General features: G+C 54.0%; 8 protein-coding genes. 4 read left to right on the top strand and 4 right to left on the bottom strand.

Annotation, left to right across the window (positions count from 1 at the left end):
* Positions 1-599: 599 nt before the first annotated feature.
* Complete coding sequence (locus ACKWCC_RS12880; protein ID WP_413996353.1) at positions 600-3,386, bottom strand: alpha/beta hydrolase family protein; 2,787 nt, start codon at positions 3,384-3,386, stop codon at positions 600-602.
* Positions 3,387-3,881: 495 nt separating this feature from the next.
* Here ACKWCC_RS12880 and ACKWCC_RS12875 point away from each other — a divergent pair, with 495 nt between their 5' ends.
* The 3 genes from ACKWCC_RS12875 (at position 3,882) to tamL (ending at position 12,326) form a co-directional block, all read left to right on the top strand.
* Positions 3,882-4,724, top strand: a complete 843-nt coding sequence (locus tag ACKWCC_RS12875; RefSeq protein WP_413996352.1) for a pseudouridine synthase — start codon at positions 3,882-3,884, stop codon at positions 4,722-4,724.
* Positions 4,725-5,014: 290 nt separating this feature from the next.
* Entirely contained in the window at positions 5,015-10,015 is a 5,001-nt protein-coding gene (locus tag ACKWCC_RS12870) for a translocation/assembly module TamB domain-containing protein (RefSeq protein ID WP_413996351.1), read from the top strand.
* Complete coding sequence (gene tamL / locus ACKWCC_RS12865; protein WP_413996350.1) at positions 10,008-12,326, top strand: translocation and assembly module lipoprotein TamL; 2,319 nt, start codon at positions 10,008-10,010, stop codon at positions 12,324-12,326. The genes ACKWCC_RS12870 and tamL overlap by 8 nt, the downstream gene beginning before the upstream one ends.
* A gap of 554 nt (positions 12,327-12,880) precedes the next feature.
* On the opposite strand, the gene ACKWCC_RS12860 is transcribed toward tamL, so the two are convergent.
* Complete coding sequence (locus ACKWCC_RS12860) at positions 12,881-13,816, bottom strand: PorP/SprF family type IX secretion system membrane protein (protein WP_413996349.1); 936 nt, start codon at positions 13,814-13,816, stop codon at positions 12,881-12,883.
* A gap of 4 nt (positions 13,817-13,820) precedes the next feature.
* On the bottom strand, positions 13,821-17,840 hold the full coding sequence (locus ACKWCC_RS12855) for a T9SS type B sorting domain-containing protein (protein WP_413996348.1): 4,020 nt from the start codon (positions 17,838-17,840) through the stop codon (positions 13,821-13,823).
* Positions 17,841-18,193: 353 nt separating this feature from the next.
* On the opposite strand from ACKWCC_RS12855, the gene ACKWCC_RS12850 reads away from it, so the two are divergent.
* The gene (locus ACKWCC_RS12850) at positions 18,194-19,018 is read left to right on the top strand and encodes a PIG-L deacetylase family protein (protein WP_413996347.1); all 825 of its coding nucleotides are present in this window, start codon (positions 18,194-18,196) and stop codon (positions 19,016-19,018) included.
* Between the two features lie 294 nt (positions 19,019-19,312).
* Here the strand turns inward: ACKWCC_RS12850 and argH are convergent, their stop codons facing one another.
* Positions 19,313-20,596, bottom strand: a complete 1,284-nt coding sequence (gene argH, locus ACKWCC_RS12845) for an argininosuccinate lyase (RefSeq protein ID WP_413996346.1) — start codon at positions 20,594-20,596, stop codon at positions 19,313-19,315.
* Positions 20,597-20,749 lie beyond the last annotated feature (153 nt).

Here is a 20,749-nt window from a genome sequence, read left to right as displayed (position 1 = left end):
CCAAGATACAGCTTGCCAAGAAAAGGGCAAGGGGCTACCGGAACACGGAGAATTTTATAAACATGATCTATTTCATAGCGGGTAAACTGAAATTCGATTACCCACTGTATTTAACATAGAACCAATATTATTTTTGAATTGGAAGTTAATTCAACCCAAAAATTTCGTTCCGAATCTTGATGGGAGATCAGGTCCAATCTATTTTTCTTGTCCCTTAAATCAATTATCTGATGCGGGTTGGATAACACTTTCTCCAACTTCAACAAATGGCTAGCTTCTTGATTTGTCAATGTTCTCTTTTTTTAAAAATTACTACTGAGTACCCTACATTGTTAATGAACAAATTTTCACATTGAGCGCAGTCAAAATAACAATAATACTCCAACTTTACAGGTCTTCGACTGCGCTCAGACTGACACTTCTATTTTTTGGTTATGCACTAAAAAATCGGCATCAAATAGCATAAGGCTTATCCGTTTCTAAACTTGGCAACCTTGTAGCCTTAATGGCAGGGTACTGGTAGAATGCTAAAATTTTGATTTCTTTTGTATGGTGATAATTAGAGAAATTCATCCTGGCTCTTCCTTGATTTCCTTGCCCTATTCCCCCTCCATCAGTTCATAGCCTTGTTCAATTCCTTTTTGTAGGGGCGGCACGCCCTTTTCCATCCAAACGGGCTTGGGCTCCCCTTTTAGGTAGTGGTCAAAAAATTGGGCCATCCGGATGCTGAAATCCACCCGGTTCTGCATTTTTAGGGGCCAGTGCGGCTCGCCGTTGTAGTTCAGGAACCAGGACGGTTTGCCCAGTCTCCTTAGGGCCGTAAAGAACTCTATGCCCTGGTACCAGGGCACGTGGCCGTCCGCATCGTTGTGCATGATGAGCAAGGGCGTGTTGATCTTGTCAATGTTGAAGATGGGCGAGTTCTCTATGTAGCGTGCGGGATACTCCCAGGGCGTGCCACCGATCCGGCTCTGCGTGTGCTCGTACTGAAACTGTCGGCTAAGGCCGGTCCACCAACGGATGCCACCGTAGGCGCTGATCATGTTGGGCACGGGCGCGCCGGACTCCGCCGCCTTGAAAATGTTGGTCCGGGTCACTAGGTAGGCAATTTGGTAACCGCCCCAGCTATGGCCCTGTACCCCTATGTTGTCCTTGTCCACAAAGCCTTTTTCCACCAGGGAGGTGACCCCGGGAATGACACAGTTGTAGGCGCTCTCCCCCGGATAGCCTATGCGGTAGTGCACATCCGGATTGAAAATGACATAGCCGCGGCTGGCGTATAGCGCATAGTTTATGGTGCTTCGCTCTGGCTTGGGGTGCCTGTGGCGGTGTATGCCGTCCGAGCTTTTTTCGTAGAAATTCACCAGAAGGGGGTATTTTTTGTTGGGGTCAAAATTCTCTGGTTTTACCAACATTCCCTGGAGCTTTTTTCCGTCCAGCGAAATCCAGTCCACCAGCTCCATTGTGCCCCAATTGTACTCTTTCTGCTGGGGGTTGGCATCGCTCAGCCTGTCCTGTTTCTTAAAGGAGGTATCGGAGACCCACAGATCGGGAAATTCGGAGAACGATTGGCGGGTATAGATCAGGTCAGTGGCCAAGAGCGCCTTTTTTGGCGTGCCGTAGCGGTAAGGTCCTGTCAGGAGCGTCTTTAGTCGCTTGTTCCTTGGGTTCAGTTCGGCAAAACCGGCATCCTTACTGGTTTCGTCAAAAGTGCTCAGCAGCATGTCCTGTCCCAGGTCAATAAAGCGCTCTTCCGGGTCCAGGTCAATGTATCTATGTACCACCTTGGCGGGCCTGCCGTTGGTTAAGCGATCGGCGGTGCCGCTGTCCGGATCAAACTTCCAGATGTCATAACGGTCATAGAGCAAGAGGGCACCATCTTCCTTGGCCCATCCGGCCATTCCGTAGGCGTAGGGGAAATTGGGCGAATCGTTCTCCTCGTTAAAAAAAGGCTGTCTCTTGGTCAGCGCTTTGTAATTGCCGGTGTCCAGGTTGTAGGTGAACCAGGTGCTGTCCACCCTGCTGTAGCCATAGCCGTACAGCCCCTGCGGGCTAAGCTGCATGTTGGGCACGTTCTCCAGCGTCATTTGGGTTTCCCCGTTGCTCGTGTTCACCACTTTAAAGTCATAGTTGCGGCGGGCCGTCCACTGGCTGGCCAGCTCGTAGGGCGTGCTGGTCTTGACCAGGGCATAGGGGCCCTTGCCCTCATTGCCCAGCTCGGCCTCCGGGTATTGCGCACTGGCCAAGGGAAACCAGCGTTCCGTGGCCACGTCCATCACCGTGGCAAAAGAGCGGATGCTGTCATTTTTCAACTGCATTTCCTGAACGGTGTAGAGCCTGGGCTCATTATAGGTCCAGACCTCCACGTTCACAATTTCCTCTTCCAATAGGCTGGTGTCCTTTTCAATGGGGGGCGTGGCCAGCCCAAAGAACAGTTTTTCGCCATCTTCGGAAAAATGGACCTTTCCGTGCCTGGACAGCACGTGGCCCTCCGGTGCTTTCGCATTGTCCATGATCCTTTTTGCGCTGGACTGTCCTTTTTTCCAGAGGTACAGGGCATTGGGCCGCAGCTGCACCTTGGTGGTGTCCGTATCTACCACAAAGCCCAGTTGCTCGCCGGTCTCACTGAGGGCCAGTTGAAAATAGCTGGCCTTTTCGGCCTCGTGCAGGGTGGTGGTGCGCATGGTCTCCAGGTCCATCACGTAAGCCCCGGCAGGGGCCTCTTTGCTGGTCCCCGTGCTGGTATAGGCCAGGACACGGCCTTTTTCCGCAAAAGAGTAGTCCGTCACGTACTTGATCGTGTCCTGGGCCTTGGTGTCCAGGTTGCGCAGCACCAGGTGGTAGCCGTTCTTTTTGCCCACCTTTTTGGGGGCGTCCTTTTTCTTGTCCCCGCTGTCCGTACTGTCCTTTGGGGTCTCCTTTTCCTCTTTGATGTCCTCCAGTTGATAGGCGATGAAACCGGACCACTCCTTGGGCAGCTTGAACGATTTTACATGCCCTATCTTGGTGAGCTCTGCACGGTCCAGATGGTAGATGCCCAGGGAATCCTTGGGCAATTTGTCCTTTTTTACCTTGCGTTTTTTTAGGGCGATGACACTGTCTTGCCAGGCACTGATGGTAAACAGGGCGTATTGGGAATCATGGGTAAAATGGCCCTTGCTGCCCCGATCGTACTCAAAAACCCGGGTGCCGTTTTTGCGGTGTATCTTCAGGGAATGGTCCTTTTCGCCCTTTTCAAGGCTGTAGAGGATGTACTCCCCATTGGGGGAAATGGCCTCGCCCTCCACGGTGCTCCAAAGGGCGTAATCGTCGTGGTCCAATATCTTTTTTTGCCCCTGGGCCATAAAGGTGCATACGCTGAAAACGACAAAGAGATACTTGTGCATGATGTTGATTTTTTTTGATGGTGTCTAAAGATAGCCAATTAGGCCAAAAGGCGCTATCAGAATTGTTGTGGAAACGAAAATGGTATGGGCCAGGCCAAGGTCTCTAGGACGTAAAAGGCAAGATTAAGAATATGTCCCATTACAAACATCCATTTAGCAGGTCGCTATAATTTATGCAACCACAAATATAAAATCCTAGGTCTCACGCCTTCCAGTCCCCAAGTTAAATGGTGCATCAAGCCTTTTTACCCAGAAATATAAGGGTGGCAACGCCCAAAAAATGGCTTCCGTCCCTTTAATCTGGGTTTAAAACCCTTGTTTTTCTGGCTGTTGTGCTTCGCAGTCCCGGGTTTTGGGCCTTGCCCCGGGCAACGCTTCCATCCGCGCCTGCCCAAGGGCAACCGCCAAGTATTTTCCACGGTGTTGGAAAACAAGGACCTTCAAAAAAAAATCATCCAACGGGCTTTCCTACCTTTGCAAAAAAATGAAAGAGTCATGAGCAGGGACGAGGGAAACAGGGGCCGAAAAAAAACGGACGGCAAGGGCGGTACGTTCAAGAGGAAGGGCTATGCCCAGGGCAAGGCGCCCGCTAAGAAGCGTACGGAGCCCAAGCAGCCCTCGGACCCCAACAAAGTGCGACTTAACAAATACGTGGCCAATTCCGGGGTGTGTTCCCGCAGGGATGCGGACATTTACATTGCCGCGGGCCAGGTGACCGTGAACGGCAAGCCCGTAACCGAAATGGGCCACAGGGTGAGCCTTACGGACGAGGTTCGCTTTGACGGCCGACTGCTGGACCCCGTAAAAAAGGAGTACGTGCTCTTGAACAAGCCCAAGGACTTTGCCACCACCGTTAGGGACCAAAAGGGCAAGCGGCACGTCTCGGGACTCATTTCCCAGGCCTCCAAGTCCAAGTTGCTGCCGGTGGACAAATTGGACAAGGAACATACCGGACTGCTCCTCTTTACCAATGATGGCGACCTTACCAAAGCCCTGAAGAGCCCGGTGAACGGGTTGCGCAAAATGTATCACCTGGTGCTGGACCGTGAGCTGCGCAGTGCCGACCTGAAGAGGATCCAGGAAGGGGTCTTGGTAGATGAAAAGGTGGTGCGGGTTAAGGACATCAGTTTTGTGGACAACGCCCCCAAGCGCGAAGTGGGGCTGGAGATCTACAGTTCCAGGGGCAAGATCGTGGAGCGGCTCTTTGAGACCTTGGATTACAAGATCGTGAAACTGGACCGCGTGGTCTATGGCGGCCTTACCAAAAAAGACCTCCCCAGGGGCCACTGGCGCTACCTCACCGCCCAAGAGGTGGTTAACCTAAAGGCGGTGAAGTAGGGGTGAAGATATCCTTCGGTGACCCTGATCCCGCACGTCAAGTGCCAAATAAGACGAGGGTGGCGAACAAAACCGTTCGCCCTTCGGCACGCGCCCCAAAACCCCAGGTCCAGGCTGCCCTGTGAACCACGCAAGGCTTCAAAACCATTCCCAGCAAAAATGAACGGCATCCGGTTCAACCGCCATGGCCTTTTTAAGTATCTTTCGGCTTAAAATAAATTGGGGGCAGCTTGCGCTCCCGTTGCCCATTGCGGCGCTTTCATGTCATGCAAAAAGCAAAGAAAAACGGAATGAGGTTTCTTAGGGTCCTGATCAAGGGCCTTGGGCTGCTCTTGGTCCTTTTGGTGCTGCTCTTGCTTTTTGTGCGCAGCCCTTGGGGGCAGGACATCATCATTTCCCAAATTGTGCGGTACGTGGAGAGCAAGACGGGCACCGAGCTGCGCCTGGACCGTTTTTTTGTCACCTTTTCCGGGGAGCTGCAAGTGGAGGGGCTCTATCTGGAAGACCGGCAGCAGGACACCTTGCTCCATACCCGCAAACTCACGGCCCACCTTCCCCTCTCCCCACTGCTCCGGGGCCAGGGCGTTCACCTAAGATCCCTCCACTGGTCCGGGGCCACGGTGAACATCCACCGGAAAGGGGGAGCGGCGCAATACAACTTTCAATTTCTGGTGGACGCCTTTACCACCCCCGACACCGCGGCCCAAGCGCCCGCCACGGACCCCATGCAGATCAAGGTGGGCTCCGTGGACCTTGAGCACCTGAAGCTTCGTTTTTTGGACGATAGCCTGGGACTGAGTGCCCAGGCCAATGTGGGGAACATGCTACTGGAAATGGACCAGGTGGACCTCTCCCAAATGGTGTTCAAAGCAAGGACCTTACAGGTAGCGGAAAGCCGTTTTCAGGCACGGCAATTTGCCGCCCCGCCCCCAGGTACCGACACCACGGCCACCAGCTTGCCCACCATTGCCATCAAGGAGCTCCATCTAGAAGATGTGGGCTTGGCCTATGCCGCAGACCCCGATGGGCTGGCCCTGGATGTGAACCTGGACCTATGCTCCGCAGAGGCCCTGAACGTAGGGCTCCCCGAAAACCGGTATAGCGCCAAACAACTGGTGTTGGAAGGCTCTAAGGTTGCCCTCAAGACCGCTTTGGCCCAAGATACGGAGCCCCCCGGCCCGGCCAAAACGGAAGGGGAATTTCAATGGCCGGAGGTTATCATCGACCTGGAGAGCATCCGGTTTAAGGACAATCATTTTTCGTACGCCCCCGTGAATGGCAAGGGAGACGCCACCGGCGGGTTTCAGGAGATGGATGTCTCCGCCTTGGACCTGATGGTGAACGGGCTGCAATACCAACCTGGGGAGGTGGCCCTGCAACTGGAGGAGCTCTCGTTCAGGGAGTCGCGCGGCATACGGCTCAACTCCCTTTCCTTTGTGGGCCGTTTGGACCGGCAAAGGGCGGCACTGGGCCAACTTCGGCTGTCCGTGAACAATAGCCGTTTGCAGGGAAATGCTGCTTTGAACTACCCCGATCTGGAAGCCATACTGGCCGCTCCCAAGACCACGGCGGTAGGGTTGGCCCTTCCTGTGGTGGAGCTGCACAGCAAGGATGTGGCCTTGTTCTCCAATGCGCTGGAGGAACTGGAAATGGCCCAAACCTTGCAGCGGTACCCCCTAAGCGCCCAACTGTTTGCCCAGGGCACCTTGGATTCCCTTATACTCCGGAACACCCGTTTGGCCTGGGGGCCGGTCACGGAACTCTCCCTGGGCGGACTGCTCAGGCGGGTAACGGACACCACGGCCCTTTCCTACGAAATGGACACGATCTCCTTCATCACCCGGCGGGAAGATGTCTTGGCCTTTGTCCCCAAGGACAGTCTGGGGCTTGCCCTTCCCCAGGCCATTTCCCTCCGCGCATCGGCCCAAGGCGACTTGAACGCCTTGCAAACGCAAATGGCCTTGCGCACTTCTATGGGAGATGTGCAGGGAACGGCCGATTTGAATCTTGGCGATGCCATACAGTTTCAATTCCGGATGGTCACGGATAGCCTGCAACTGGGCACCCTGCTACAGACCCCCACCTTGGGCCTGGCGGCTGCGGACATAAGTGGTAAGGGCACGTACAAGGGCATTTTGGAAAGCGATCTGGAACTGGAGGCCACCTTTTCCCAGCTTATGGTGGCTGGGTACGACTATGGCGGGCTGGCCCTGGAAGGGGAGCTTATGAATGGGGAGGGTGATCTAGGGGCCAGCTACAGGGACGATAACCTGAACATGGAACTGGCCACCGACCTGGCCCTGGATTCCCTGGGCAACGAAGCACACCTGAACCTGCACCTCATTGGGGCCGATCTGCAAGCCCTGGGATTCACACGAAAGGACATACGGGTGGGCGCCCGCCTGCAAATGGATTATGAAGGCGGGGAAAATGGGGTCACCGCCCAAGGGGGCCTTTCCGATATCGTAGCGGTGTACGAGAACGAGCGCTTCCGGGAGAAAGACATAGGTTTTAAGGCCCGGATGGCCAGGGACACCACGCTCTTGGACATTAACAGTGACCTGGTCCAGGGCACGGTGCACGGCAATGGCCCGCCCACCGAACTCTTGGCCGCCATGCGTACCCACTTGGAAGGGTACTTTGATCGGGATCGGCCCGGTGGCCTGCCCAGGGACACCACGGCCGCGCGCTTGGACATGCAGTTGCACATCCGCCCCACGCCCATGGTGTCCAATGTCTTTTTTAAAGGGGTGGAGCAGTTGGATTCCGTCGTGGCCCGGCTCCAATTCAGTGCCGCCGAGCGCGAACTGAACGGTAGTTTGCGGGTGCCGCACGCTTCCTACAAGGGCAGTGGCGTGGACAGCCTGGTGGCCTCCCTTACCGGTACGGGCAGTGAACTGGACCTCAGGGTGGGCTTTGCCGCCCTGGCATCGGACCCCATAAACATCAAGAGAACGGCACTCAAGGGCAGCTTGGAGGGAGATGAGCTGCTCTTGGAACTGGTTTCCACGGACAGCCTGCAGACCTTGGCCCAAGTGCAGGCCGGGATGCGGATACGGAACGATTCCATCCTGTTCCAGCTGAAACCGGACAAGGTGGTCTTGAACAGGCAGCCCTGGCAAGTGCCACCGGACAACCAGATCCTGATCGCCCCAAAGACGGCACACTTTAAAAATGTACGGTTCCGTAACGGGGAGCAGGCCTTTGAGGTGGGCAATGCCCTGCCCGGTCGCGAAAAGGAACATCTGGCCCTTGTTTTCAAGAACTTTGAACTGCAGACCTTTGCCAGTTGGCTCAACCCGGACACGGAACTGATCAATGGAAATGTCAACGGTGAGGTCATCATAGAGAACCCTTTTGGGGCCACGGGCCTGGTGGCCGATGTTACCATTGATGCGCTTACGGTATATGAACGTCCCTTGGGCCTTATGCGCTTTAACGCCGCCTCCCAAGGCCAGGGCCAATATGATTTTGATATGGAAGTATCGCGCGGTTTTCTGGACCTGGAGGTGACGGGCAATTACAGGGCCCGGGAGAGCGGTGCCCTTTTGGACATGGACGTTACCCTGGACCGGATGGACCTGGACATCCTGGAGGGTGTTTTTGGCCAGGCCATTGAAGAGGCCAAGGGCAGCCTCTCCGGATTCTTCCGCATAGCCGGGACCACGCAGGACCCCGAGATGCAGGGCAGCCTGAACTTTAACGAAACGGTGGTGAGGACCCGGTTTCTGGGCAGTGACCTAAAGGTGGACAACGAGACGCTGCGCCTCAGCGAAGAGACCCTGTTTCTGGACACCTTTGCCCTGACCGATGCGTCCGGGCAGCAATTGGTGCTGCACGGTGAAGTGAACCTGGCCGATCTCCGCAATCCGGGGTTTGACCTGGCCCTAACGGCCGATGATTTTAAGGTGTTTGACAATGAACGGGAAGACAACGACCTGTTTTATGGCAAGGCCCTTGTGGAGGCCCAGTTGGCCCTGAAAGGTGATCTGCAGCTGCCCCAGGTCCGCGGGCGGTTCCGGGTATTGGAGGGCAGCGAGGTCACTTTTTTGGTGCCCGAATCCCAGTTGGACATTGAGGAACGCGAAGGGGTGGTGCTCTTTGTGAACCGGACCGATACGGAGGCCATCCTAACGCGCAATGAAGACCTGGCCCCGGAAACCCTCCTTACTGGCTATGACATACAATTGGTATTGGAGACCGATAAGGCGGCCGTGTTCCGTGTGGTAATCGACGAACGCACGGGAGACAACCTCCAAGTGGCCGGCAATGCCGATTTGAACCTGAATATGGCCCCCAACGACAATTTGAGCCTTACCGGGCGCTATGTGCTGGCCTCGGGCCACTACGAGGCCAGCCTCTACAATTTGGTGAACCGGCGCTTTGAGGTAAAGCCCGGCGGTACCCTGACCTGGAGCGGCGACCCCATGAACGCGGCCTTGGACGTTACCGCGATCTACAGGGTGGAGACCGCCGCGGCGCCCCTGATGACCGCCGTGACCTCTGGACAGGACGCCAGTACTGCCGGCAGATATAGACAGCAACTCCCCTTTTTGGTCTACTTGAACGTGGATGGGGAGCTGGAGGAACCGGAGCTTTCCTTTGACCTGGAGATGCCAGAGGAGGAGCAAGGCGCCCTTGGCGGTACCGTGTACGGCAGGGTGCGCCAATTGAACCAGCAGGAGAGCCAATTGAACAAACAGGTCTTTTCGCTCTTGGCCTTTAACCGCTTCTATCCCAGTGAGGGCAGTGATGGCAGCAGTGGCGGAACGGCCAGCCTGGCCCGGGACAACGTGAACAAGGTGCTCAGCGGGGAGCTCAATGCCTTTTCGGACAGGGTGTTGGGCGATAGTGGTTTTGAGGTCGATTTTGATCTGGACAGCTTTACGGACTATCAGGGAGAGGCGCCCCAGGACCGCACCCAATTGAACATCAATGCCAAGAAAAAGCTTTTCAATGACCGCCTTATCGTCACCGCCGGAAGCGCCGTGGACGTGGAGGGAAGCGCCCGGCCCGAGGCAGGGGAAACACCCATTGTGGGCAATCTGGGCTTGGAGTACCTCATTACCGACAACGGGCGGTGGCGGCTGCGAGGGTACCGGAAGAACGAGTATCAGAACATTGTGGACGGCCAACTGATCGTTACCGGCCTGGCCCTTATCTTCAACAGGGAATTCAACCATTTCAGTCAGCTCTTTAGGCCCAAGGAGGCAGAACGGCAGCGGTTGCACCCTGGAGGGGAACGGGAAAAAAGCAAAACATCAACCCCTAAAAAGACTCCAAGTGAATAGCAACCGTGCACATGCACCGTGGTGGATCTGGCCCTGCATCCTGTGCGCCCTTTTACAGAGCTGTGGGGTGGCCAAGTACGTGCCCGGGGACCAAGTGCTCTACACCGGGGGCGAACTTTCCCTGAACACCACGGCGCCCGTTAAAGATCGGGCCGAGCTGGAGAACGAGCTGCGCTCCCTGTTGCGGCCCGCTCCCAATTCCAAGTTTTTGGGAACCCGCCTGGGGCTGTACTTCCACTACCGCGCGCAGCGCAAACATCCCGGCTTCATCACAAAATGGCTCAATAAAAAAGTGGGCCAGGAGCCGGTGTACCTCTCCGATGTGGACCCACAACGGGTGCGCGAGGTCTTGCTGAACCGCTTGGACAACCGTGGCTTCTTTAACAGCAACGTGGCCGTGAAGATGGACAGCAGTGCGCGTTTTGTGGGGATTGATTACGAGATCGACCTGCCCCAATCCTATCAAGTGGAGACCTATCGATTGGAGGGGGATTCGCTGCCCGTGGTCAAGGCCATTGCAGACATCATGGCGCAATCGGCCATTGAAAAAGGCGATCGTTTTGATTTGCAGTTGTTGAAATACGAACGGGAACGCATAGATAATGCCCTGAAACAACGGGGATACTACAATTTCAACCCCGATTTTCTCATTTTTGAGGCCGATACCAATGCCTACCAGAACAAAGGCTTCGACCTCTTTCTGAGGTTGAAGCGCCAAGTGCCCCAACGCGCCCTGATTCCCTATGAGGTGGACAGTATTCAGGTCTTTCCCAATTACGCGGTGCAGGACAGCGCCAAAACCAACCAACGCACCACCGTGAACGGAATGGATTTCTTCCAGGACGAGGTGTTTTTTGACCCCAAGAAATTATCGCCCTACATTTTAATGGAAGAGGGACAGCCCTACAGCGCCAAAAAGGCCGCATTGACCAGCAACCGGCTTTCGGCCCTGGGAAGCTACAAGTTTGTGAACATCCAGTTCAAGGAGCTGGACACCACCCTGGCCCAGGGGAAAAGCGGAAAGCTGTTGTCCAGTATCTACCTCTCGCCCCTTACCAAGCGCTCCTTGCGGGCAGAGTTGCAGCTCATTACCAAAAGCAACGGCTTTACCGGCCCCGGACTGGGGCTCACCTATACCAACAGAAACCTGTTTCGGGGCGGGGAGGTACTGAGCCTGTCCGGAAATGTTTCCTATGCCACCCAATTGAGCCCGGGGGACAACTCCGGCCTGGCCACCATTGCCTCCGGACTCAAGGCCGATCTGGTGTTTCCCAGGCTCGTGCCTTTTTCGCCCGATCGGTTCCGCTATGCGGTGCCCAAGACCAAGATCAGCCTGGGGGGCGATCTGCTGCGGCGCAGCGACCTGTATTCCCTCTACTCCCTTAATACCTCCTTTGGCTACACCTGGCAGGCCAACCGCTTTGTCTATCATGAGCTAAACCCCTTGAACGTGAGTTATGTGAACCTGGCGGACACCTCTCCCGAATTTGACGACCTTTTGGAGAACAACCCTTTTTTGGACAGCAGTTTTGAACAGCAGTTCATTGCCGGGCTCAATTATACGTTTACCTACAGCGAACTGGTGGACGAGGACAAGGACCGGCCGTTTTTCTTTTCCGGCTCCCTGGACATTGCCGGAAACACGCTTAACCTCTTCAGTGGCAACAGCACCGTGCTGGGGCTGGAATATGCCCAGTACGCCCGGGGCGACTTGGACGTGCGCTATTATTTTAAGGGCCGGGGCGAAAAAACATTGGTCACCCGGGTCTATGCCGGTCTGGGCATTCCCTACGGAAACTCCAACAACCTGCCCTTTGTGAAACAATTTTTTTCTGGCGGACCCTACAGTGTCAGGGCCTTTAGGATACGCGCCCTGGGACCCGGAAGTTTTGACCCCGCCACGGCCAGCGCCAACACATTTTTCGATCAGTCCGGAAACCTGCAGCTAGAGGCCAATGTGGAGTACCGCTTTCCCATTTGGTCCTATCTCAAGGGAGCCGTCTTTGCCGATGCCGGGAACGTATGGCTCACCGACGCCGTTGGCTTGGACGATGACAGCGCGGGCACGGGGAATGCCCTGAGGGATGCCCTGAACACCCAAGGCCGTTTTGGCCCGGACTGGTATCGCGAGCTGGGCATTGGGGTGGGCTTTGGCCTCCGGGTGGACATCCAGAACTTTGTGATCCGCCTGGACCTGGCCTCTCCCGTGCACGTGCCCTACCTGCCCGAGGACAACCGCTGGATGCTGCCCTTCTCCAATACGGTGGATGACGATTTTATGCTGAACTTTGCCATTGGCTATCCGTTTTAAGGGATTCATTTGGTTGATTTAAGGACAACCGGAAGGCGATGCCCTTGGGGCGCTCCTACTTTTCCGCCCTATCCAATGATACAGCTTGCTCTTGTTTTAAAAACCGTAATGGCGAGGAGCCACCCCAATGGCGAACCTACCAAAGTGCCGCTGGCGACGCGGCCATCTGTTGAAGTTTGGGAACAGGGTTGAACAGATTGCTTCGTGCCTCGCAATGACGTCTGGGAAGGAACTTTTTCTTGTTTTATTTCAGAGTTGAAACAATTCGTCATCGCGGGGAGCCATCCCAATGGAGCACCCGCCAAAGTGCCCCTGGTGACACGGGCATTTGTTGAAACTTGGGATCAAGGGGGGTGGGGCCTGCCCCTGTGGTTTGGGCGAGTTCGCCCGAATCCCAGTTGTGGAAGGTAGTCCAAATGATGGTAAAAGTTGGGGTCAAAGGTCTTCGACTGCGCTCAGACTGACCATCTATTTTTTGTGGTGTGCTCAGGTTTTTTGGTTTGATTCCATACTTTGAAAGAAACCGTTATGGCGAGCAGTCACAAAAATTCCTGTTAATCCCTGGCGTACCCCTGCCCAAAGAGATAGCTGATCACAATGCCGTGGGTGTTGCCCAGCGGGGAGTCGTTAAAGGTGAGGTTGTAATTGTACACCGCCCTTATATTCTTAAACAGGTACACTCCGGCCAAGAGGTTAATGGAGGAATTGGTACGGTAGCCCGTACCCAGTTCAAATCTGTTCTTGTAGCTGAACGAGATGTTGGTATCTATCTGCAACGGCGCGCCCCTTTCCCTCTTGAGCAGTATGCTGGGCTTGATCATGATCTCCTGGAACCTGTTGGAGAAGAAGCGGTAGCCCATATAGGCGTAGAAAGGACTGTTCAGGTCCAGTTCCAGATCGTTCCTGGCCAGGGCGTCGCCCAGAACGTTTGGCGTGGAGAGCCCCACGTAGAAGTGGGCCAGGTTCAGGAGGATGCCCACGCCCACGGTGGGGATGGTGGCGTTGATGTTGGCGGCAAAATTGGGATCGCCCACAATGCCCAGTTCCAAGAGGTTGTCCTGGAACTGCTGCACGCCCGGGGAAATGGAAAAGGAGAGGGCGTTGGGGGTATAGATCTGCCAGTAGGGCCTGTTGTTCTTGGTGTCGAAAAAGATCTTGTAGGAGTAGGTGGCGAAGGCACTGGTGTTTGTGGTGACCCCGATCTCGTCACGGACAAACCCCGCGCCAAGTCCCACCCTGCCCCGGTTGAACGGGCTGTGGGCGCTCAGGGCGAAGCTCCTTGGGCTGCCCTCTATGTTGTTGAAGAACCCGCTGTTGTTCAGGCTGATCTCCGCGGCGCCTGCCATCCCGGCATAGGCGGGGTTGATCAAGTAGGGATTGAAGTTGTACTCCCCAAAGGTGGGGGTCTGCTGGGCATACAGGTCGGGGCGGGCGAAGAGGGCCAAGAGGCCCAGGGCCCAAAGGGCGATGGAAGGTCTGGTGCGTTTCATTTGCTCATCGCTTTATGACCAGGTAGCCCTGCGTCTTTTTGAGGTTGTGGGTGCCCGATGCCTGGATGTTGAAAAAGTAGGTGCCGCTGGGGAGCACGTCCGCACCCATCTTGGTCTTGCGGTTGGCCATGCCGCTGAACACGTTCCCCCTGTTGTCATAGCCCTGTACCTGGAACACCATTTCGCCCCAGCGGTTGTAGATCGAAACGGTGTTGTCCGCCACGGAGCCGATGCCGTCTATGACCCAAAAATCATTGATGCCGTCGCCGTTGGGCGAGATGCCGTACTGGGTGGCGTCGTCTTCGGGGACCAGATCTGGCGCCGTGGTGAAAGACTGCGACCCACAGTTCTGGGCCGGATCGGTGTCCGAGTAGGGCACCACGGTCACGAACACCTCTTGGTCGGCGGGCAAGGGTGTGGCTGGCCGGTAGGAGGTGGTGAGTCCCACATCGGTAATGTCCAGGATGTCGGTGCCGCCCTCTGTGGTGCCCATGTTGATCAGGTAGCCGTCCACGTTGCCCACGGCGTTCCACCGCAGTTCGGTGTCCGTGGCCACCCCCGTGTCGCCGTTGGCCGGGAGGTTCAGGGCGGTGCAGCTGGGCGCATCCGTATCAGCGCCCGCCGTCCTGATGGAGGAAAAGGTGCAGGACACCGATTCGCCGCTCTGGTTGTAGGGAGTTACCGCAATGAGAATCTGGGTGTTGGGCGGCAGCTCGCGGGGCAGCACAAAACTGGTCACGTTGCCCAGGTCTGTCTCGGGCACAATGGTCTCGCTGGCCTCGGTCTGTATGGAGATCAGGTAGCCCTGTACGTTGGGCACCCCGTTCCAGGAAATGGTGGTGTTCAGGGGTACGTTGGTGGCCGCGTTCACGGGGTTGGTGAGGCTGGTGCACTCGGGCGTTCCGGGGAGGTCCACGATGGTAAAGGTCTCGGTGGTGCACCCCTGGGCATTTCCCTCGCTGTTGAAGGGCACCACCGTGACGCTCACCGTCTCCCCATTGACAAAGCTGTTGTTGAAGGGATAGGAAATGCCGTTCACCACCTGGTCGGTGATGTTGTTGAGGCTGCTCTCGCTCGCTTCAACGGTAATGCTGTAGCCCGTGGCATTGGGCACCCCGCTCCAAGAGATCAGATCCAGACTGGAGGAGACGTCCGTGGCATTGCCCAGCGGACTCGCCAAGCGGGTACAGATGGGCACATTGCCCCCGCTGTTGGCAATGGTGAACGACTGTGCGGCACAGCCAACCGCCTCCCCATCGCCGTTGAAGGGCACCACGGTGACGTCCACCGTTTCCCCCGGGGCAAAATCATTGGGAAGCGTGTAGGACGTTCCGGTCACTTCCAGGTCGCTGACATTGTTGGTGTCATTGGAGCTTCCGTTTATGGTAATGCGGTAGCCATCGGCATTGGGCACGGCGTCCCAAACAATTTCATTGAGGTTCGCCGCCACGCCAGATGCGCCGTTGGCCGGGGCGGACAAGGTGGTGCAAGGGGGTGGGTCCGGTGCCGCGACCACAATGGTAAAGGTCTCCGCGTTGCATCCGGTGGCCTGGCCAATGTCATTTTCGGGAACAATGCTTATGGTTACGATCTCCTCTGCATTGAAATCATTGGATAGGGGCAAGAAGGTCTCCGTGGTGGTCGTGGTAACATCATTGGCCCCGCTGGGACTGCTTACGGTAACGCTGTATTCATCTGCCCCATTGGCCGGGTTCCAATCTATTCTGGATAGATCGGCAGCAATGTTGGTCTCGCCATCGGTGGGGAAAGAGATAAAAGTACATTGGGGCGCTACGGCGTTGGCACTGGTGCTAAAGGTCAGTTCGGTGCACCCGGAGGTGAAATCGCCATCAACGTAATAAGGTACAATGGTCACAAAAATATCTTGGTTCGGGGCAAAATCGGCCGTATGGTTGTACACGGTAACCTCACCAACATCGGTAAGGGGCAGCAAATCGGTGGCTCCGGGGTTGGTGCCCAAGCTTATGCGATAGCCGCAGGCCCCTTCAATGTCGTTCCATTGCACCCCTGCGTTGATGGGCACATTGGTCAACGGCATGTCCAAGGTAACGCATTCCCTTGTCGCGTTCACGGTCAGGGTTATATCGTTTCGTACTAACAAAAGGTTCTTGCCGTTGGTGGCGGGTGGGTCTCCATTTTCAAAAGGGGCCAGGTCGCTGGTCACTTCGGCATAATAGACCCCAGCATCGCAGGTGTTTAAATCCGTTAAGATAAGTTCAGGGGAATCAGGGGCATCCGGGATGGGCACCCCGTCCTTGAACCAGGTATAATGATTTTGTGTGCCCCGGACGGTGGTGGTCAAGGTGATGCTCTCGCCCGCATTTCGGGTTGGGGTCTCAATGGCGTTCACCTTGGCTTGTGGGGCGTAGTTGTAGGTGGATAGTATTGGAGTGTTATTTGCACCCAAGGCATTGAAATAGCCAATGAAATCTAAATGATCGTCCTCTAAATCGGCAAAATGAAATAAGTTGTTGTCAATGGTCAATTGAAATCGTCGTGTCCAAGGATCGGTATCGCCCGGCCCCAACAGGAATAAATCGGCAAAATTTGGAATTTTTCCGCTCAATAGGTTATGGCTAACTTCGAAAATACCGCGACGTATGCCACCATTCGCGGCCCGTATCGCATAGAATTGATCAAGAATGGCCGTGCCCGGAAACAGGTTATGGTTCAATATGATCGCTTGGAGGTCAATATTTTGGGTGATGTCCAATGACTCTATCTGGTTTCTTTCCGCGTTAAACGAGACCAAATCAATATTTTGAGTTAAATCCAGCCCCGTACCGGTAAATAAATTGTTGCCAATGTTTAAGGTTCTAAGTGCCGTGTTGGTGGTAACATCCAAATTTGGGAGTTGGTTGCTGCCAAGATTCAAGCTTTGAAGCGCTATGTTGGTCGCCAAATTAATTGTGGGTAGCTCATTGGTGTTCAAGTTAAGGTCCTCGAGCACCACGTTCTGGGCTAGATCCATACTGGTAATGTTGTTTCTCGAGGCATTGAGAAATTCAAGAAGCACATTTTGACCGGTATCCAATGTTGGCAGTTCATTGTTTGAGACATTTACAGAAACCAGAAGCGCGTTTTGGGTGATATCCAGATTGGTGAGGTTGTTGCCATCGGCATCTAATCGTTGCAGCGTTGGATTGTTGGTAATATCCAGATTTAAGGGTCCCGGTGTGTTTTTATTCGATATTTCCAAGTCCAAAAGTCCAGATGCATTTACAAAATTGATGTTGGCTATGTTGTGGTTTGTGATTCTAATCCGTTCAAGAGTATTTGTAACAGGGAGTTGCAGGGTCTCCACGTTGCTGCTTTGGAAAGAAAGATATTCCAGTGCCAAGAAGTTCGATAGATCTGGGTTAACAATGTTACCCCCTTGAAAGGAGGCTGATTTTAACGCATTTTGATTTGATGGCAGTACGGCATTTATGGGCAAAGCGTTGCTGAAATTTGTACTAAGGTTTAAAGTTTCCAAGCTGTCGTACCCCGAAAAATCAACGTTGATACCTGCAGCGGTCTGAAGCAGGTATACGTATTCCACCGTGTCCGTATCAGGAAAGATGACGTTGGCCAGACTTCTGAAATTATAGATATGAACGTATTCCAGCAATAGATTGTTCGATAGATCCAAGGTTGCCATTGGAGCGGTATTTGTTCCGCCATTGGCCCTAATGTCCAAGCGCCTTAAGTTGGTGTTTGTTGATAGGTCCAGGTTGGCCAGGACAACATTTTGGTTAAACTCCAGTTCTTCCAATGCCACAAGACCATTGAGAGGCAATGTGGCAAACTGATTTGTACCAAGATTTAATGTCTCGATATTAACAAAAGCCTCCAAGCCGGTGAAATCGGTAATGTCATTTCGGGTAACGTTCAAGTTGGTCACGGCCTGGGCATCGGCATTGAGGATATTACCGTTGACCCCATTGGTGTCCATGCCCTGATCCACCAGGAATTGTTCAAAATTGGCGTCGGGGATGGGGGTTTGGCCATAACATACCACCATGTTTAAAAAGCATAGAAGAAGAATTGATGGTATGCGTTTTTTTTTCATTGTATCCTAACTGTTACGTCATAACGAATTACGGAGACGAATATTTTGCCAGCCTTTGTTTTTCCCTATGTTCCCGGGTTTTGTTTTACAAAAGTGCGGTTTATGGAAAACGGCACCTACACGGTTTTCCGTGAAAGTTTACCTTAACATCCAGAAGTTCTAAACAAGGAGTCGGTACAGTTGGATATCTGCGGGTAGGTTGCATTTTCGGGATTGATCGAATGATGATAACGAAGAGAGATGCCTTAGATGTAAAAGTCGTGCTTCAAAAACAGTACTTTTAAAAGCGATAATAGACACAACCCATGAAACCACAAGAACCACAAAGATTACAATACGGTTTCACCCTTCTTTTTTTATTGATGTTCGGTCAGCTAACGGCACAGCTTCCCGTAAACAAAGAAACCCCACCGGCACCAAAAACCATTATGGCCCTCTTTGCCCATCCGGACGATGAAACGGCCATTGGGCCCGTTTTGGCCAAATATGGGGCCACGGCCAACGTACATATCGTCATTGCCACGGATGGCAGGTACGGGGTCACCGACCATTTTGGTGTGTCCGCAGGAGATTCGCTCGTGGCCATAAGAACCCAAGAAATGGCCTGCGCCTGCGAAAAATTGGGCGTGCATCCGCCACACTTTTTAGGGGCAAAAGACGGATTGGGTCTCAACGGACACCATAATTTTTATGAAGAAGTGGCACATTTAAAAGAGCGCATTAAAGAAAAAATCAGGGAACTGAACCCCGATGTGATCCTTACCTTTGGCCCCGAGGGAGATACCGGCCATCCGGACCACAGGATGGTGGGCCTGCTAACCACCGAAATTTTGTTGCGCGAGAATTGGGTGAACCATATAGACCTGTACTACTTCGCCTGGACCCAGGAGCAGACCAAAAAATTTCCCGAGGACTGGGGCTTGGGATGGACACACCCTGATCTGTTGCACACCAAGATCACGTTCAGCCCCCAGGACGAAGAAACCGCTTTTTCCTCACTGCGCTGCCACCAAAGCCAATACGCCCCGCAGGAACTGGAGGCTTGGATACGGGCAGAAAAACAGGATGCCGCCAATGTATTGCACTTTAGAAAGTTTGCTTTGGACACGGTCCGGCGCAGCGGATTTTAAGGGGTTGTTCCAAACGAATGTGGGATGGCACTGAGATTCTGTTGGCCGGGTGCCAACGCCGTTTTGGTGGGGCAACCCCAGTACTTTGCCATGGATGTTGAACGGGCCCACAATCCAAACCCTGTTTATAGGCCAATTTAAAGCGTTTGCCATTAATGCCACTCCATTTATTGCGGAAACAATGAACAGCGGTAGCCGTGCCCCCAACAAAAAATAGCTGGTGAGCTGCGGCTTTGTCAGGGCATAAGGTCCTCATTGGTGGGCATTGGCTTTATGGGATGCTGCGGTAGGGCATCAGCCAAAGATTTTCCCCATCTTCTTCCTGATCTCCTCCAAGCATAAATTGCCCAAACTGCCCTCGTGGGTATGTGTTATGTTCCTTTTTGGGGCAAAGGTGCCCGCTTCTATTTCCTTTCCCATTTGTTTGTAGGCATCGCGGAAGGGCATCCCGTTCTGCACCAGTTCGTTCAGGGTGTCCACACTGAAGAGGTAATCGTATTTGGGGTCTTCCAAGATGCCTTCGTTCACCTGTATTTCGCGCAGGCTAAAGCTCATGATCTCCAAACAGGCCTTCATGTCCTGAATGGCGGGCACAATGATCTCCTTTGCCAACTGCAGATCCCTATGGTAGCCACTGGGCAGGTTGTTCATGACCATGGTGAGCTGATTGGGAACGGATTGCAGCTTGTTGCACTTGCCCCGCACCAGTTCAAAAACATCGGGATTCTTTTTGTGGGGCATAATGCTGGAACCCGTGGTCAATTCATCCGGGAAGGAAATGAAATCGAAGTTCTGGCTCATGTACAAACAAATGTCCATGGCCATCTTTGACAGGGTGCCGGCAATGCTGGCCATCCCAAAGGCCGTTGCCTTTTCCACTTTTCCCCGGCCCATTTGGGCGGCCACCACGTTGTATTTTAGGGTCTCAAAACCCATTTCCTTGGTGGTGAAACCACGATCAATGGGAAAGGAACTGCCGTACCCGGCCGCACTTCCCAAGGGGTTTTGGTCGGCCACCTTGTTTGCGGCCTCCACAAAATACAGGTCATCTATTAAGCTCTCTGCATAGGCCGAGAACCACAGTCCAAAGGAAGAGGGCATGGCGATCTGCAAATGGGTATATCCGGGCAAGAGCACCCTTTTGTACCGGTCCGCCAGGTTCAACAGCAGATCAAAGAGGGTCTTGGCCATCGATTTTATTTCTGCCAGCTCATCTTTCAGGTACAGGTGCATGGCCACCAAAACCTGGTCGTTCCGGGAGCGGGCCGTGTGTATTTTCTTTCCCGTATCGCCCAGGGCCAGGGTCAGCTGGTATTCTATCTTGGAGTGCATGTCCTCAAACTGGGGCTCTATGACAAAGCTGCCGTTTTCAATCTTTGCAGCGATGTGGTTCAGCTCGGCCACCAGGTCGTTGGTCTCTTCTTCGGTGAGCAGGCCGATCTTGCCCAGCATTTTGGCGTGTGCCTGTGAGGCCATGACATCGTACTTGGCCAAATGCAGGTCCAGTTCACGATCGTTTCCCACCGTAAAGTGGTCTATTTTTTTGTCGGTACTAAATCCCTTGTCCCAGAGTTTCATTTTTTATGGATGTTAGATTTTAGACGTGAGATTTGAGATGGGATGGATGTCATCCCACTATTTCAAAACGCCAGTGTTCCCTGCCTTATGGGCAAGTCTCAAAATTAATGCTTTTTCTGCGCCCCATCGGTACCATGGAGGAAACCTTAATCG

The organism is Maribacter aquimarinus (assembly GCF_047345505.1).
In the GTDB taxonomy this organism is placed as follows: Bacteria; Bacteroidota; Bacteroidia; order Flavobacteriales; family Flavobacteriaceae; genus Maribacter.
The sequence above is the reverse complement of the archived record's forward strand: the minus strand, read 5'-3'. Positions and strand labels throughout refer to the sequence as shown.